11 protein-coding genes are annotated in these 14,360 nt (G+C 72.8%); 3 read left to right on the forward strand and 8 right to left on the reverse strand.

The genetic code is table 11. From position 1 onward, the window contains the following. Window positions 1-2 precede the first annotated feature (2 nt). The 3 genes from ACTMTI_RS20175 to ACTMTI_RS20185 are packed head-to-tail and all read right to left on the reverse strand — an operon-like array spanning window position 3 to window position 2,514. On the reverse strand, window positions 3-773 hold the full coding sequence (locus ACTMTI_RS20175) for an amino acid ABC transporter ATP-binding protein (protein WP_441121969.1): 771 nt from the start codon (window positions 771-773) through the stop codon (window positions 3-5). Further along, the gene (locus ACTMTI_RS20180; RefSeq protein WP_441121970.1) at window positions 770-1,630 is read right to left on the reverse strand and encodes an amino acid ABC transporter permease; all 861 of its coding nucleotides are present in this window, start codon (window positions 1,628-1,630) and stop codon (window positions 770-772) included. The genes ACTMTI_RS20175 and ACTMTI_RS20180 overlap by 4 nt, the downstream gene beginning before the upstream one ends. Next, window positions 1,627-2,514 carry an ABC transporter substrate-binding protein gene (locus ACTMTI_RS20185; protein ID WP_441121971.1) on the reverse strand — a complete coding sequence of 296 codons (888 nt, stop codon included), beginning with the start codon at window positions 2,512-2,514 and terminating at the stop codon, window positions 1,627-1,629. Before ACTMTI_RS20185 ends, ACTMTI_RS20180 begins: the two co-directional genes overlap by 4 nt. A 106-nt stretch (window positions 2,515-2,620) precedes the next feature. Here ACTMTI_RS20185 and ACTMTI_RS20190 point away from each other — a divergent pair, with 106 nt between their 5' ends. Beyond that, complete coding sequence (locus tag ACTMTI_RS20190) at window positions 2,621-4,075, forward strand: PucR family transcriptional regulator (protein ID WP_441121972.1); 1,455 nt, start codon at window positions 2,621-2,623, stop codon at window positions 4,073-4,075. A gap of 39 nt (window positions 4,076-4,114) precedes the next feature. On the opposite strand, the gene ACTMTI_RS20195 is transcribed toward ACTMTI_RS20190, so the two are convergent. The 5 genes from ACTMTI_RS20195 to ACTMTI_RS20215 form a co-directional block, all read right to left on the reverse strand. Continuing rightward, on the reverse strand, window positions 4,115-4,489 hold the full coding sequence (locus ACTMTI_RS20195; RefSeq protein WP_441121973.1) for a YchJ family protein: 375 nt from the start codon (window positions 4,487-4,489) through the stop codon (window positions 4,115-4,117). 5 nt (window positions 4,490-4,494) lie between these two features. Then, the gene (locus tag ACTMTI_RS20200; RefSeq protein ID WP_441121974.1) at window positions 4,495-5,385 is read right to left on the reverse strand and encodes an NAD-dependent protein deacetylase; all 891 of its coding nucleotides are present in this window, start codon (window positions 5,383-5,385) and stop codon (window positions 4,495-4,497) included. 34 nt (window positions 5,386-5,419) lie between these two features. Next, window positions 5,420-7,204 (reverse strand): ABC transporter ATP-binding protein, encoded by a 1,785-nt coding sequence (locus ACTMTI_RS20205; RefSeq protein WP_441121975.1) that lies wholly within the window; start codon window positions 7,202-7,204, stop codon window positions 5,420-5,422. Further along, window positions 7,201-8,946 (reverse strand): ABC transporter ATP-binding protein, encoded by a 1,746-nt coding sequence (locus tag ACTMTI_RS20210; protein ID WP_441121976.1) that lies wholly within the window; start codon window positions 8,944-8,946, stop codon window positions 7,201-7,203. Before ACTMTI_RS20210 ends, ACTMTI_RS20205 begins: the two co-directional genes overlap by 4 nt. A 138-nt stretch (window positions 8,947-9,084) precedes the next feature. After that, window positions 9,085-11,427 carry a hypothetical protein gene (locus ACTMTI_RS20215; RefSeq protein ID WP_441121977.1) on the reverse strand — a complete coding sequence of 781 codons (2,343 nt, stop codon included), beginning with the start codon at window positions 11,425-11,427 and terminating at the stop codon, window positions 9,085-9,087. Between the two features lie 429 nt (window positions 11,428-11,856). Between ACTMTI_RS20215 and ACTMTI_RS20220 the strand changes: the two genes are divergently transcribed. Both ACTMTI_RS20220 and ACTMTI_RS20225 read left to right on the forward strand, forming a co-directional pair. After that, window positions 11,857-12,942 carry a PP2C family protein-serine/threonine phosphatase gene (locus tag ACTMTI_RS20220; protein ID WP_441121978.1) on the forward strand — a complete coding sequence of 362 codons (1,086 nt, stop codon included), beginning with the start codon at window positions 11,857-11,859 and terminating at the stop codon, window positions 12,940-12,942. A gap of 59 nt (window positions 12,943-13,001) precedes the next feature. Continuing rightward, entirely contained in the window at window positions 13,002-14,165 is a 1,164-nt protein-coding gene (locus ACTMTI_RS20225; protein WP_441121979.1) for a pyridoxal phosphate-dependent aminotransferase, read from the forward strand. The last annotated feature ends 195 nt before the right edge of the window (window positions 14,166-14,360 follow it).

The raw sequence follows: 14,360 nt of genomic DNA on the forward strand, positions 1-14,360 counted from the left end.
ATCTACAGGACCTTGGCCAGGAAGGCCTTGGTCCGCTGGTGTCGGGGATTGGCGATCAGCTCGCCGGCCGCTCCCGCCTCGACGACCTGTCCGTCGTCCATGAAGACGACGTGGTCGGCGACCTCGCGGGCGAATCCGATCTCGTGCGTCACCACGATCATCGTCATTCCGGCTCGGGCCAGGTCCTTCATCACGTCGAGGACCTCGCCGACGAGTTCGGGGTCGAGCGCGCTGGTCGGCTCGTCGAACAGCATCAGCTTGGGATTCATGGCCAGCGCCCGGGCGATCGCGACCCGCTGCTGCTGGCCGCCGGAGAGCTGGGCGGGGTAGTGGCCGGCCCGCTCTTCCAGGCCGACCCGCCGCAGGAGGTCGAGGGCCGCCTGGCGGACGGCCTCACGGGGGCGGCCGAGCACGTGCCGGGGCGCCTCCATGACGTTCTCCAGCGCCGTGCGGTGCGGGAAGAGGTTGAAGCGCTGGAACACCATGCCGATGTCACGCCGCTGGTCGGCCACCTCGCGGGGGCGCATCTCGTACTTCTTGCCGCCCGAGCGGCGATAGCCGACCAAGTGGCCGTCGACCCAGATCTCGCCGGCGTCGAGCCGTTCGAGATGGTTGACGCAGCGCAGGAAGGTCGACTTGCCCGAGCCCGACGGGCCGAGCAGGCACACCACCTGGCCGGGGTAGACGCTCAGGTCGATGCCCTTGAGCACCTCGACCTCGCCGAAGCTCTTGCGCACGCCCCGCGCGCTCAGCAGCGCAAGCTCCTCACTCATGCGTGACCTCCCGCCTGGACGTCGGAACGGCCGAGCCGCCGTTCGAGCCTCGATTGGGCGAAGGTCAGCAGCGTGGTCAGCACGAGATACCAGAGGCTGGCGACGATCAGCAGCGGGATCTGCTGGAAGTTGCGGCCGTAGATCAGCTGGGCGCTGGTCAGCAGGTCGGGCAGTCCGATGACCAGCACCAGGGAGGTGAGCTTGAGCATCGAGATCGTCTCGTTGGCGGTCGGCGGCACGATCACCCGGGCCGCCTGCGGCAGGATGACCCGCCGGTAGACCAGCGCGGGCCGCATGCCGAGCGCCTCGGCGGCCTCGCGCTGCCCGCGGTCGACCGAGCCGATGCCCGCCCTGACGATCTCGGCCATGTAGGCGGCCTCGTTCAGCCCGAGGCCGAGGATGGCCGCGGTGAAGGGGGTGATCAGCACGTTGACCGGCGCGGAGAAGAACTCTGGGCCGAAGGGGATGCCGAGGCTGACGCGCGGCATCACCGCGCCCAGGAAGAACCAGAACAGCAGCTGGACCAGGATGGGAGTGCCGCGGAAGAGCCACACGTAGGCGGCGGCGACCCAGCGGAGCAGCGGATTGCCGGAGAGCCTCATGATCGCCAGCGCGGTGCCGAGAACGAGGCCCACGAGCATGGCGAGCACCGTCAGCTCGACGGTGAGCAGCAGCCCACGCATGATCGACTTCTCGAAGAGGTAGCCCGCCACCAGGTCGAGCCGGAGCGCCGGGGTGGTCACCACGAAGCTGACCGCCATCGCGGCCAGGACCGCGAGCACCGCCGCGGCCGCCCACCGGCCGGTCCGCCGCAGCGGCACGATCGGCTCGCCCGCGTGCTCCGGGAGGCCGGTCATGTGCCCGCGTTGATCGCGGCGTCCTTGAACGCCTGCGCCTGCAGGTTCCACTTGGCCAGCAGCTGGTCGTAGGTGCCGTTCGCGATGAGCTTCCGCAACGCGGCCTGGACGGCGTCGCGCAGCTGCGGCTTGCTCTTGGGCACGGGGATGCCGACGGGGAGCGGGTCGATCGCGCTCACCGCGACCTCGAACTGCTGCGGAGCCTGCTTCACGCTGTAGGCCAGGGTCAGGTCCAGGGCGGCGACCATGTCGGCCCGCTTGGACTGCAGGGCCTGCACGGCGCTCGCCTGGTCGGGGAAGGGGACCTTCTCCACGGCCGGTTTGCCCGCCTCCGCGCACTTCTTCGTGACGTCGTCCACGAGCAGGTCGCCGGTCGCGGACTTCTCGACCGCGACCTTTCTGCCGCACATGTCGAGGACCTCCTTGACGCCCTGCGGGTTGCCCTTGGGCACCATGAGCGCCGACCCCGACTTGAGGTAGTCGACGAAGTCCACCTGCTGCTGGCGCTCCTTCTTGTCGAGCATGCTGGTCAGGCCGAGGTCGTAGCGGCCGGCGTTGAGGCCGCCGATGATGCCGTCGAAGTTGACGTTCTCGAAGGCGAACTCCACGCCCAGCACCTCGCCGAGCGCCTTGCCCAGGTCCGCGTCGAACCCGAGCACGGTCTTGTTGTCGGTGTCGAAGAACTCCATGGGCGGGAAGGACACGCCGGAGGCCACCCGCACCTTGCCGGCCTGCTGGATGTCGGCGGGCAGCAGCTTGGCGGCAGCCTCGTCCTTCGCACCCGCTGCGATCTCGGTCTTGGGGGCCGCCGTGGTCTCCTCGGGTGCGGCGCAGCCGGCGAGAGCCAATCCGCTGAGGAGGGTGACGGCAAGTGCTCTTCTCATGTTGTGCCCGTGCCTTCCCGGTGCAGGTAGATGGCATCGAGTGTGGGGGCCGTACCGCCGGCCTTTCAATCGTGGCAGTCCTGAAGACCCGCCCTATCCTTTGTGGGTGACCACAAAGGTGTCCGTGGAGGACCTGCTGCGCTCCCCTGCCCTCCAACTGCGGCTGCTGGCCGGCGAGGCGGGGCTGGGGCGGTCGGTGTCGTGGGCGCACGTCAGCGAGCTCGACGACCCCACGCCCTGGCTGCTCGGCGCGGAGGTCATCATGACGACGGGGATCGCGATCCCGCGCCAGGCCGCCAGGCAGCGCGCCTATCTGGAACGGCTCGACGACGCGGGCGTGTCCGCGCTGGCCCTGTCGGCGCAGCTGCACGTGCCGCCGCTGCACCCGGCGTTCTTCCAGGCCGCGGAGGAGCGCGGGATGCCCGTGCTGGAGGTGCCGCTGGCCGTGCCGTTCATCGCGATCGCCCAGGAGGTGGCCGCGGCCGTGCAGGAGGACGCCAGGCAACGCCTCGGCGCGCAGCTCCAGGTGTTCGGCGCGCTGCGGTGGCTGGCGGCCGAGGACCTCGACACCGCGACGCTGTTCAAGCGTCTGGAGCGGCTGTCCGGCTACGAGGTCTACCTCTGCACCCCGCAGGGCCGGCCGCTGCTGCCCGGGGTGCCGGTGCCCGACCTCGCCGTGCTCCCGTCCGAGCCGGAGGCGCCGCCCACCATTCCCGGCGGCTTCGTCCTGCCCGTGCCCGCGCCGGGCGGCCCCGCGGGCTTTCTCGTCGCCTTCGAGCGCCAGGGCGCCAGGCCCGCCGGTCTGGCCGTGGTGCAGCACATCGCCACGGTGGCCGCCCTGCAGGTGGCCATGGCCCGCCATGAGCGCGAGACGCTGCGCCGCCAGGGCGCCGAGACCCTGTCCGAGCTGCTCCAGGACGTCCTCGATCCGGCCACGGCCCGGCGGCGCCTGGTCAGGATGGGCCTGCCCGTGGACACCGAGCTGGTCCTCCTCGTGATCAGGAACGTGTCCGACGAGGCCATCCACCGCGCCCTCGACGACCGGCCGCACCTCATGCTCCGCAGGGGCGACGACCGCTACGTGCTCGGCTCACCCGCCCTCGACGCGGCGCTCGCCGCGCTGCCGGGCGTCGCGGCGGGCATGAGCAGGCCGTTCCCGCCCGGGGAGTCCATGCAGATCCCCAAGCGGGAGGCGGTGTGGGCGGTGTCCACGGCGGCCGAGTCGGGACGCGCCCTGGTCCACTACGGCGACGACACCACCGGCAGGTGGCTGCCCGACGACCCGTGGGCGCTCACCGCGCTGGTCGAGAACGTGCTCGGCACGGTGCTCGCCTACGACTCCGCGCACGGCTCCCACCTGCTGACGTCGGTGCGGACCTGGATGGAGCGCGACCGGCGCACCGAGGACGCCGCGGCCGCGCTGCACATCCATCCCAACACCCTGGCGTACCGCCTGCGCCGGTTCGCCGAGCTGACGGGCCGCGACCTGTCGTCCACGGCCGCGTTCGCCGAGGTCTGGCTCGCCCTGCGGGCCGGCCGCCAGCTCGGGCTCATGGACTGATCCTGGACGTCCGGCACGTATAGGGCGGCCGGCGAGTCCTTACAGCGGGCCCGCGTAGACCCAGCGGCCCTCGACTCGGACGAACCGGCTGTGCTCCTCCATCTCCCCCGGCCGGCCACGGTCGAGGTAGTGGGCGCGGAAGCGGACGGTGCCCTCGGTGTGCACGACGCTCCCGCCGGTGGTCTCCAGGACCTCCAGGCGTGTCCAGCGCAGCCGCTTGTCGAGGTCCAGGCGGGCGGGGCGGGAGGCCGGATGCCAGGTGCGCAGCAGGTAGGCCGCGTCGCCCATCCCGAACGCGCTGAACCGGGATCTCATGAGCTGCTCGGCGGTGGCGGCCGCCGCCTCGCCGCGGTGGAGCCTGCCGCAGCAGTCCTGGTAGGAGGCGGGCAGGCCGCAGAGACACGAACGAGGCATGCGCTCTATTCTGCCTCCAGCCGGCCGGGCCATCGCGCTCCGAGCCGGGCGGCGAGGTCGGTCAGCGTGCTGCCGAGCGGGGCGTCCAGGGTGAGGGTGGCGTCGGCGTCGCCGCCGGTCGGACCCTGGTTGACGATGGCGATCGGGATCCCGAGTGCGGCCGCTTCGGTGACGAACCGCAGACCCGACTTGACCATCAGGGACGAGCCGAGGACGAGCAGCGCCTGGGCGCCCGCCACGATCGCGAAGCACTCGTCGACGCGCGGCCGGGGCACGTTCTCGCCGAAGAAGACCACGTCCGGCTTGAGCAGGCCGCCGCACCCCGTGCAGTCCACCACCTGGAAGCCCGCCACCTGCTCGTCGGTGAGGACGGCGTCGCCGTCGGGGTTGATCAGGCCGGTGGCGTCCCAGTCCGGGTTGGCCTCGCGCAGGCGGCGGTCCAGCTCGGTCCTGGGCGTGCGCTCCCGGCACGACAGGCACACGACGCGGTCGAGGCCGCCGTGCAGCTCGATCACCCGGCGTGCGCCCGCCGCCTGGTGCAGGCCGTCGACGTTCTGGGTGACGATGCCGGCGAGCAGGCCGTGCCGCTCCAGCGCGGCCACGGCGCGGTGGCCGGCGTTGGGCCGGGCCTGGCCGATCTGCCGCCAGCCGACGTGGCTGCGGGCCCAGTAGCGCCGCCGCGCCGCCGCGCCGCCGATGAAGCGCTGGTACGTCATCGGCTCCGCGCGCCGGGCCCGGCCCGTCGGTCCCCGGTAGTCGGGAATCCCCGACTCAGTCGACAGGCCGGCCCCGCTCAGCACCGCCACGCCTCCCCTGCCGACCAGCTCGGCGAGGTCGGCCGGCGCGGCCCGTTCCGTGAGCGGGGACTTCGTCGTGCTTCGTATCACATCCTCCATGGTGCCCGACTCCGCCACCGGCCCGTCCCACGGCTCAGCCGCCCGTCCGTTCCCCGGCCTCCGCGATCAGTTCGGCGCTCCACAGCCGCCGCATCTCCGGACAGGTCTCCAGCAGCTCGCCGAGCGGGCCGCGACCGGCGACCCGGCCCCGGTCGAGGACGATGACCTGGTCGGCGCGTTCGAGCGCGGCCTGCCGGTGCGACACCACCAGGACCGTCTCCGGGCCGCGGCTCGCGATCCGGTCCCACAGCAGCCGCTCGGTCTCCACGTCCAGCGCGGCCGACAGGTCGTCCACGACCAGCAGCTCCGGGCTTCGTACCAGCGCCCGGGCGGCGGTGGCGCGCTGCACCTGGCCGCCGGACAGGCGCACGCCGCGCGGGCCGACGACCGTGTCCAGGCCGTCCGGCATCTCGGCGAGGTCCGTCTCGAACGCCGCCAGCTCCAGCGCCCGGCCGATCTCGGCGTCGGTGGCGGACCGGCCCAGGAGCAGGTTCTCCCGCAGGGTCGCGGAGAACAGCCGGGGGACCTGGCCGGCGTACGCCGCCCGGCCCGGGACCAGGAACGTCCCCGGGTCGTCGATCGGCGTCCCGTTCCACGTGATCGTCCCGGCGTCGAGGGGAAGGAGGCCGAGCAGGGCGCGTACCAGGGTGGTCTTGCCCGCGCCGACCGCGCCGGTGACGACCGTGAACGAGCCGCGTTCGAGACGCAGGTCCACCCCGTGCACGCCGTGCCGCACGGTCAGCCCGCGGGCCTCCAGCACCTCCAGCCGGTCGTGACGATCCGGGGTCACGGTCATCGGCGGCGGGGGCTCGCGGTACAGCCAGACGCCGTTGTTCCGGGACAGGGCGTCGGCGTCCTCGTGCGCCGCCATGAGCCGGGTGAGCCGTTCCGTCGCGACCGCGGCCTGCGGCAGCCGGTAGAGCGCCACGCCGACAGAGCGCGGCAGCCCCGTCAGCCAGCCGATGTAGCTGGTGAACAGCGCGAGGTCGCCCACCGTGAAGTCGCCGCTCCGCATCGCGGGCGCGGCCAGCAGCAGCACGAGCCCGATGCTGAGCTCGACGGTCGTCCCGGTCGCGGCGTCGAGCAGGTCGGTCGCCAGCCGGTCCTTGACCGCGGCGTCGCGCCGCCGCCGGTTGTGCTCGCGCAGCCGTTCCAGCGCCGCCTCCTCGGCCCCGGCCGTCTTGATCGCGAGCACGCCGCCGAAGATCTCCCCGATGTACGCCGTCACGGCCGCGCCGAGCGTCCTGGCCCGCAGGTGCAGCCGCCCGATCGCCTGCCGCATGAGCCTGCTGAGCACGCCGACCACGATCATCGGCAGCACCAGCACCAGCGTGATGACCGGATCGATGGAGGCCATGATCGCCAAAGCGGCGGCGGCGAACAGCGTGGTGCCCGCCAGACTGACGCTCTCGTCGGTGAAGTCCACCGCGTCGGCCACGTCGTCGCGCAGGCGCGCGACCGACTCGCCGGAGGAGTGCGGCAGCCGGGCCGCGGCGGGCCCGCGCGCGGTGAACACCGAGCGCAGCACGTTGGCCCGCAGCAGCGTGGCCGCCGCGACCCACCAGTAGACGCCGTACGTCCACGCGACGATGATCATCACGCCGCGGACGACCTCGACGCCGACGAACGCCGCGCACAGCCACAGCGACAGCTCCAAACCGGCCGGGCGGTGCCCGCTGAGCTGGTCGAACAGCTGCTGCAGCACCAGCCCGCCGGCGAGCGGAATGACGTGGACCGGCAGCCACAGCAGCGCCCCGATCAGGTAGCGGCGCAGGTCGAAGGTGGCCAGCCGGGTGGCCACCAGCATCACCGGCGTCATCTGCGCACCCCCGCCAGGTCGAGCAGGCGGCCGAACCGGCTGTGCGGGTCGGCGGCGAGGTCGGCGCGGCGACCGTACTCGATGATCTTTCCTTGGTCGAGTACGGCGATCTTGTCCACGCGGGACAGCGAGGACAGCCGGTGCGCGATGATCACAGCGGTGCGGCCGTCGAGGAGCCGGTCGACGCTCTGCTCGATGCGGCGTTCGGTGGCCGGGTCGAGCCTGCTCGACGCCTCGTCGAGGACGACGAGCCCGGGGTCGGCGAGGAACGCCCGGGCGAACGCGATGAGCTGTGACTCACCCGCGGACACATGTCGCAATTCGGTGTCGAGCCCTTCGGGCAGGGCGGCCAGCCAGTCGCCCAGGCCGACGCCGTCGAGGATCTCGCGCAGCCGGTCGTCGCCCGGCGACGGGCGGAACAGCGTCAGGTTGTCGCGCACGCTGGCGGCGAACAGCTGCACGTCCTGCGTGACCACGCACATCCGGCGGCGCATGGACTCCGGGTCCGCCTCGCGCAGGTCGAGCCCGCCGACGCGGACACTGCCGGCGATCGGGTCGTAGAGGCGCAGCGCCAGGCGCGCGAGGGTGGTCTTGCCGCTGCCGGTGCGGCCGACCAGGCCCAGCGTCTCGCCGGGGGCCAGCGTGACGGTGATGCCCGACAGCACCTGCTCGTCGTCGCCGGGGTAGGCGAAGCTGACGCCGTCGAGGCGCAGGCCGAGCGGCCCGGCCGGGGGCAGCGGCCGCGGACGGGCGGGCTCGGGCAGTGTGCGCCGCTCGGCCAGCAGGTCGCCGATGCGGGCCAGGCCGGCCAGCGCCGCCTGGTACTCCCTGATCTGGTCGATCAGCCGCTCGAACGGCGCCCGTACCATGATCGTGTACTGGAAGAGCAGCACGGCGGTGCCGACCGTGAGCGCGCCGGCGCTCATGGCCCAGGCCGCCAGGCCGAGCATGATCGCCGTCCCGGCCGCGAACGCCACCGACGTGCCGGCCAGCAGGGTGGTGCCGACGCGGGCGTCCCTGTTCTCGGCGCGGAACACCGCGGCGCTGAGCTGGTGGAAGCGATGGACGACGTGCGTGCCGGCGCCGTTGGCCCTGATGTCCTCGACGCCGGCCAGCCGCTCTTCGAGGTTGCCGATCAGGGTCGCGCCGGCCGCCCGCGAGCGGGCCGCGGACGGGACGGCCGCCCGCTGCGCGCGGGCCATGCCGTAACCGATGAGCACGCAGTACGCCAGCAGCGCGCAGCCGATGCGCCAGTCGACGCCGAACACGACGACGAGCACTCCGGCCAGGAGCAGCACGCTGGCCACGACGTCCAGCAGGAAGGCGACGACGAAGTCGGCGACGGCCACGACGTCGCCGTCCACGCGCTCGATCAGCTCGCCGGGCGTGTGGCGGCCGTGGTAGGCCAGGTCGAGGCCGAGCGCGTGCCCGGCCAGCCGCTCGCGCAGGCGGTTGGTGCCGTCCCAGGCCAGGCGGCTGGCGAGCCAGGCGGTCACCATCCTGGCGGCCTGCCCGGCGACGGCGAGCGCGAGGTAGGCCACGGCGATCAGGGTCAGCCGGCGGATGCTCGCGCCGCCGATCGCGTCGTCGACGAAGCGACGGGTGATCTGGGGCGCCGCCAGCGGGAGCACGGTGGCGGCGGCGATGGCCGCGGCCAGCGCGGCGGCGGGCCGTGGTCCCGGCCTGAGCAGGCGCAGGACGGAGGTGCTATCCGGGAGTGTCTCCGTGGTGAACGGTCTCAAGAAGCGTCATGCCCTTTGCGTGGGAGGAATCGATGTGCTGGGGGGACATGACGGCTTCCCGCATCGGGGGCCTCCTCGATCGATGGGCACTGTGCTGCCGGTGAGTACAACAGCCGGGGGCGCTCGGGAGCAACCGATTTACCGCCGCGCCGGCCGCAGGTAGACGCAGCGCAGCTCGGCGGCGAAGCGCTGCCCGCCGTCCCGCAGCCAGCATTCCTCCGGCCCCGGCAGCGTCTCGGTCAGCGTGAGCCGTTCGGCCGTGCCGGCCAGGCGGGCCAGCTCCTCGATGAGCGCTGGTGAGCGGGTGTCCACGAAGGTGCGGCCGTCGGCGAAGAACGTGACGGGCAGGTCGTGGGCCTCGCGCAGGCAGGCCATGGCCAGCAGCAGCCCGCGATCGCCCGCGGCGCGCCCGAGCGGCTCGAACGCGGCCCGGCCGAGCCGCCACCTCCGCCGCGAGATGACGATGTTGTCCCAGGTCAGCCGGGGCAGGTGGGGCAGGTCGGGGAGGGCGGGCGGGCCGATCCTGGGCAGGGCGAGCGCCGTGTGCAGCGCGGTGCCGTGCTCGCCGTTGTGGAACATCAGCGGCTCTCCGCTCCCCTTGGCGTGCAGGACGGCCTGCCGGCCGTCGCTGTGCACGTACAGCTCGTCGAGGCCGATGCGGCGGCGGCGCGGGTCCGCCGCCACGCCGCCGGCTTCGAGCACGGGCCCGGGGAACTCCGGCGAGGGCAGATCGTCGGCGCGCGGGGCGATGACGTTGAGCGCGGTGACCCCGTTGAGCGCCCGCGCGATCGCCGCGTCCCGCTCGGCGAGGAGCGCGTGGCCGTCCCGGTGGAACTGCAGCTCCCACGGCGTGAGCAGCGGCGCGTCGTGCAGGTCGCCGAGGACCAGCGGGGTCGTCCCCTGCTCGTACGCCTCCAGCGCCGGCGCGGCCACCATGACGTCGGCCGAGCAGAGCACGGGCGCGGCCGGCGGGACGGGCGGGCCGAGCCGCCCCGCGAGGTCCACGACGGTGGCGCCGGGCGCCTCGGCGACGAGTGCGGCGATGCGCCCGGCGAGCCGGTCGGCGTGCTGGATCTCCAGGTCGCCGGCCGCCCGCAGCACCTCGGCCAGTTCGTACGTCCCGGCGCCGAGCCGCCCGGCGAGCAGCCGGTTGGTGCGCAGCCTGGTCAGCTCGGCCTCCTCGGCGAGCAGGTCGAGCACCCGCGGGACGCGCTCGCGCAGGTCGGCCGCGAGCGGCCCGCCGACGGTGACCCGCAGCGTGCCGGCCGCGGCCTCGTACACGATGGCGCGTTCGTCGCCGGAGCGCCCGGCCCGCCGGCCGCCCGCGAGCGCCTCGATGCGGCCCTGCACGGCCGGCTTCACGTCGGGCGAGGCGGCGGGATAGCGGTCCAGCAGGTCGGCGATCTCCCTGACGCGCTGCCCGACGGACAGCTCGGGCCTGGTGGCGGGCCAGGTGGCGGCGCGGGTGCGGCGCCGCTGCGCGGGCGCGCCCTGGACGGCCACGAGCGCCCGCTCGGCCGCGTCCTCGGCGGGCAGCCGCTCGCGCAGCCAGCCGAGCGGGTCGGGGACGGTGGCGGGCGGGCACAGGTCGTGAGTGAGCAGCCCGCGGCGCACCGCCACGGCGAGGGCCGCCGCAGCCCGCTCCATCGCCGTCCCGGTGTCGGCGGCGATCTCGGCCAGCGTGCGGCGGCCGTCGCACTGCCCGGCGAAGGCGCTGTCGTGCGCCGTCCCGGTCCACGTCCGCCGCCGCGGCACCAGCCCGGAGACGAGGGCGGGGTCGGCGAAGATGCGCTGCTGGAGCGCCTCGACGACGCGTGCGGCGAGGTAGGCGACGCGCCGGGAGCACTCGCGATGGCCTGACCAGGTGTAGCCGGCGGCCTGGCCGGGCTCTATGCGGCCGTGGTCGAGGGGTGCGTGGAAGCCGGTGGTGGCCGGCCGGGTGGCCAGCCGCTGCAGGTGCAGGGCGAGCCGCCGGTCATGGCCGGCCGCGCCGCGCCGCAGCTCCCGGTAGGCGCCGGGCGCGGAGGACACCAGGGCGTCGAGGAAGCGCTCGTCGGCGGCGATCCCGGCGGCGGCGGCCCGGGCGAGCGCCGCGTCGGCGGAGATGGCGTCCGTCAGGGCCAGCCGCGCCTCCTCCAGCAGGCCGGTCACCCGGTTCCAGTCCGCCGGCCAGCCCTCGGGCGCCGGCGTGCCGGGCGGCAGGGGGCGGAGGTGGCGCAGGCGGCTGCGCAGCCCACGCGGCAGCCGCCCGCTTCCCGCCCGGCCGGGGTGCGGCCCGGCCGGGTGGGCGTCCTGGCCGGAGTGCACATCGGCGAGCAGGTCGAGCGCCTGCTTCTCCAGCCGTACGACCGCCGCGGCCGCTTCCGCGGCCCTGGAGTGGGCCAGGGACAGGACGAGCTCCCAGGGGAATCCGGCGCTCCGGACGACCACGGCCGGCAACAAGGTCCACTCGTGTTCGCGCGACGCCCCCGGCTCCCCCATGTGCGTTCCTCCCTTTCTCGGTAACAAATGCGAACGGCTCGCTTTACTCAGATGCTTGCAAGATCATTTTCCTGTGTCAATGCATTCGCACATGAGAAGCTGAACTGGAGATCGCAACCCTCCGAGATGGCATCCGGCGGAAAATTGCCCGCCAACACCGGCAAACACCTCCATAATGGACACGACTGTTTACTTTCCGTAGCGGCCTTCCTATCCTGCCTGTACAGCACCCCCGGACCGCAGGAGAACGCATGGACCGGCGAGCGGTAATTCCAGCCGTAAGAATGGCGGCACATTTCGCCGGCACATAAATGGCGGGTGGCGGGACCGGCGCCGCCGATAATCCGGGAAATCGCCTGCCGCAGTTTTCCGCGCGCCTTCCGCTGGGCACGATCAGGAGGTCGTGGCAGGCGGCCTTCGGGGGGAGTCGTGACGAATGACGGGCGGCCGCGCGGGCGGGTCTCTCTCTCGACGCCGGTGTTCGTGGTGGGGGTGGCCGGCATCACGGCGGCGGTGGTCTGGCTGGACGCGGTCACGGGCACGGCGATACGGCTGCTGCCGTTGCTGATCTTCCTGCCGGCGATCGCGTCGGGGCTCGGCGCGGTGTGGCAGACCGTCGTCGCCTCCGTGTGGGTGCTGGGGATGGTGGCGGGGACCCAGACCTACATGGGCGCAGACGTGGACGAAAACCTGGCGGCGGCCGGATTCGTGGCACTGTTCGGGCTGATGAGCGTGCTCGGGTGCCGCTATCGGGTGCGGCGCGAGGAGGAGGTGTTCCGGCTGCGCTCGGCGGCGGCCGCCCTGCAGCGGCAGATCGTCCGGCCGCTGCCGCTGCTCACCGGCGACGTGGTGGTGAACGGCCTCTACCAGCCGGTCGAGGAGGACGCGATGGTGGGCGGCGACCTGTACGAGGTGGCCGCCTCGCCGTACGGGACCCGGGTGCTGATCGCGGACGTGCAGGGCAAGGGGCTGCCCGCGATCGGCACCGCGCTGGCCGTGCTGGAAGCGTTCCGGGAGGCCGCGTACCGGGATGAGACGCTCACCGAGGTCGTGGCCGCGATGGAGAGCGCCGTGCTCGCGCACAACGCCTTCGCCACGCACACCGGGGAGCCCGAGCGCATGGTCACCGCCCTCGTGCTGAACGTCGGCCGGGAGCCGGAGGCCGAGGCGGTCAACTGCGGGCACATCACCCCCTACGTCATCCACGACGGCGACGCCCGGCAGGCCGCACTCGGCGAGCCCGCCGTGCCCCTCGGCCTGGGCACGCTGGATCCGGACCCGCGCCGCGGCGCGCGGTTCCCGTTCCCGCCCGGCGCGACGCTGCTGCTGTGCACCGACGGCGTCACCGAGGCCCGCGACCCCAGCGGCGCCTTCTACCCGCTGGAGCCGCGCCTGCGCGAGTGGACCGCCTGCCCTCCCGACGATCTCGCCCAGACGCTGGGCGCGGACCTGCGGCGGTTCACCGGGGCCGACCTGCGCGACGACGTGGCGGTCCTCACACTCACACGCGCGTGAACCGGTTCCGCGATCGGCGCGTACCTACACATACCTGACAGGTGTTCCATGGAGGTGTCGTGGAGCTCAGCCTCTTACGTACGCAGGCGCACAGCCCGTCGTACTTCTCACTGTTGCGCGGCTCGTCAGGCGAGCGCGCACCGGTGGACTTCTGCATTCCGTGCAACCCATATTTCCCGACGCCGGAGATCTTCGATCTCCTCGGGAGGAATCTGGAGACGATACTCAAGTTCTACCCCAGCGACGCAGGCACGATCACCCAGGAGCTCTGCTCCACGCTCGGGCTGCACCCCCAGACGGTCGCCATGGGCAACGGGTCGACCGAGCTGATCACCTGGATTGACCATCTCCTGGTACGCGAAAGCCTCGCGGTGCCGATCCCCACCTTCGGCCGCTGGACCGACCAGCCGCTGGAGACCGGCAAGCGAGTGGACATGTATCCGCTGCTGGAGAGCCGCAACTTCACCCTCGACGTGCATGACTTCGTGCAGTTCGTCCGGGTGCGCGGCTCCCGGGTGGCGGTGATCTGCAACCCCAACAATCCCGACGGAGGCTATCTGCCCAAGACCGACGTCCTGCGCCTGCTCGACGAGCTCATCGACCTGGACCTGGTGATCGTGGACGAGTCGTTCGGCGACTTCGTCGACGCCGAGCCGTACCCGGGGGTGGCCGCCGAGGCCTCGGTCCGGCCGAACGTGATCGTGCTGCGCAGCCTCGGCAAGAACTTCGGCCTGCACGGCATCCGCTTCGGCTACATGGTCGCCAACCCGGCGCTGGCCGGCCGCGTGCGGGACGCGCTGCCCAAGTGGAACCTCAACTCCTTCGCCGAGGTCGTGGTGTTCATGATGAAGCAGTTCATGCACGAATACCGCGAGAGCCTCAAGCGGCTGGCCGGCGACAGGCGGGCGATGTACCAGCAGCTCAGCACCATGCCGGGGCTGACAGTGTTCAACTCGCAGGGCAACTTCCTGCTGGTGAAGCTGCCACCGGGCTACGACGGGGTGGGACTGCGCGACCACCTGCTCACCGAACACGGCGTGTACGTCCGCGAGTGCGGCAACAAGCTCGGCACCACGAGCCAGTTCCTGCGACTGGTCGTACGGCCGCAGGACGACGTGCGACGGCTGCTGATCGGCATGACCCAATACCTGTACTCGGGCAGCCTGCACGAGATCCCGGTCATCGGCCTCCACCACCGGCGCGCCAACCCGCTGTCCGCATGAAGAGATGGCATGCGGTCGTGGCGGCGGCCACCCTGGGCACGGCGCTCGCGGGCCGTGCCGGGCGTGGCCGCGGCTGACCGATGGCGGGCGTTCGACCTGCAGGCGCACCGGGGCGGGCTCGGGCCAGCGGCATCGGTGGCCGTGCTTGAGCTGCTGGGGCGGCTGGTGGAGTTCCTCGGGGCGTGGGGCCGATCC

The organism is Nonomuraea sp. H19 (assembly GCF_052068215.1).
Lineage (GTDB): Bacteria > Actinomycetota > Actinomycetes > Streptosporangiales > Streptosporangiaceae > Nonomuraea.

Coding starts and splice junctions, on each gene's coding strand:
- ACTMTI_RS20175 (WP_441121969.1), bottom strand. CDS start 773: ATGAGTGAGGAGCTTGCGCTGCTGAGCGCGCGGGGCGTGCGCAAGAGC.
- ACTMTI_RS20180 (WP_441121970.1), bottom strand. CDS start 1,630: ATGACCGGCCTCCCGGAGCACGCGGGCGAGCCGATCGTGCCGCTGCGG.
- ACTMTI_RS20185 (WP_441121971.1), bottom strand. CDS start 2,514: ATGAGAAGAGCACTTGCCGTCACCCTCCTCAGCGGATTGGCTCTCGCC.
- ACTMTI_RS20195 (WP_441121973.1), bottom strand. CDS start 4,489: ATGCCTCGTTCGTGTCTCTGCGGCCTGCCCGCCTCCTACCAGGACTGC.
- ACTMTI_RS20200 (WP_441121974.1), bottom strand. CDS start 5,385: ATGGAGGATGTGATACGAAGCACGACGAAGTCCCCGCTCACGGAACGG.
- ACTMTI_RS20205 (WP_441121975.1), bottom strand. CDS start 7,204: ATGACGCCGGTGATGCTGGTGGCCACCCGGCTGGCCACCTTCGACCTG.
- ACTMTI_RS20215 (WP_441121977.1), bottom strand. CDS start 11,427: ATGGGGGAGCCGGGGGCGTCGCGCGAACACGAGTGGACCTTGTTGCCG.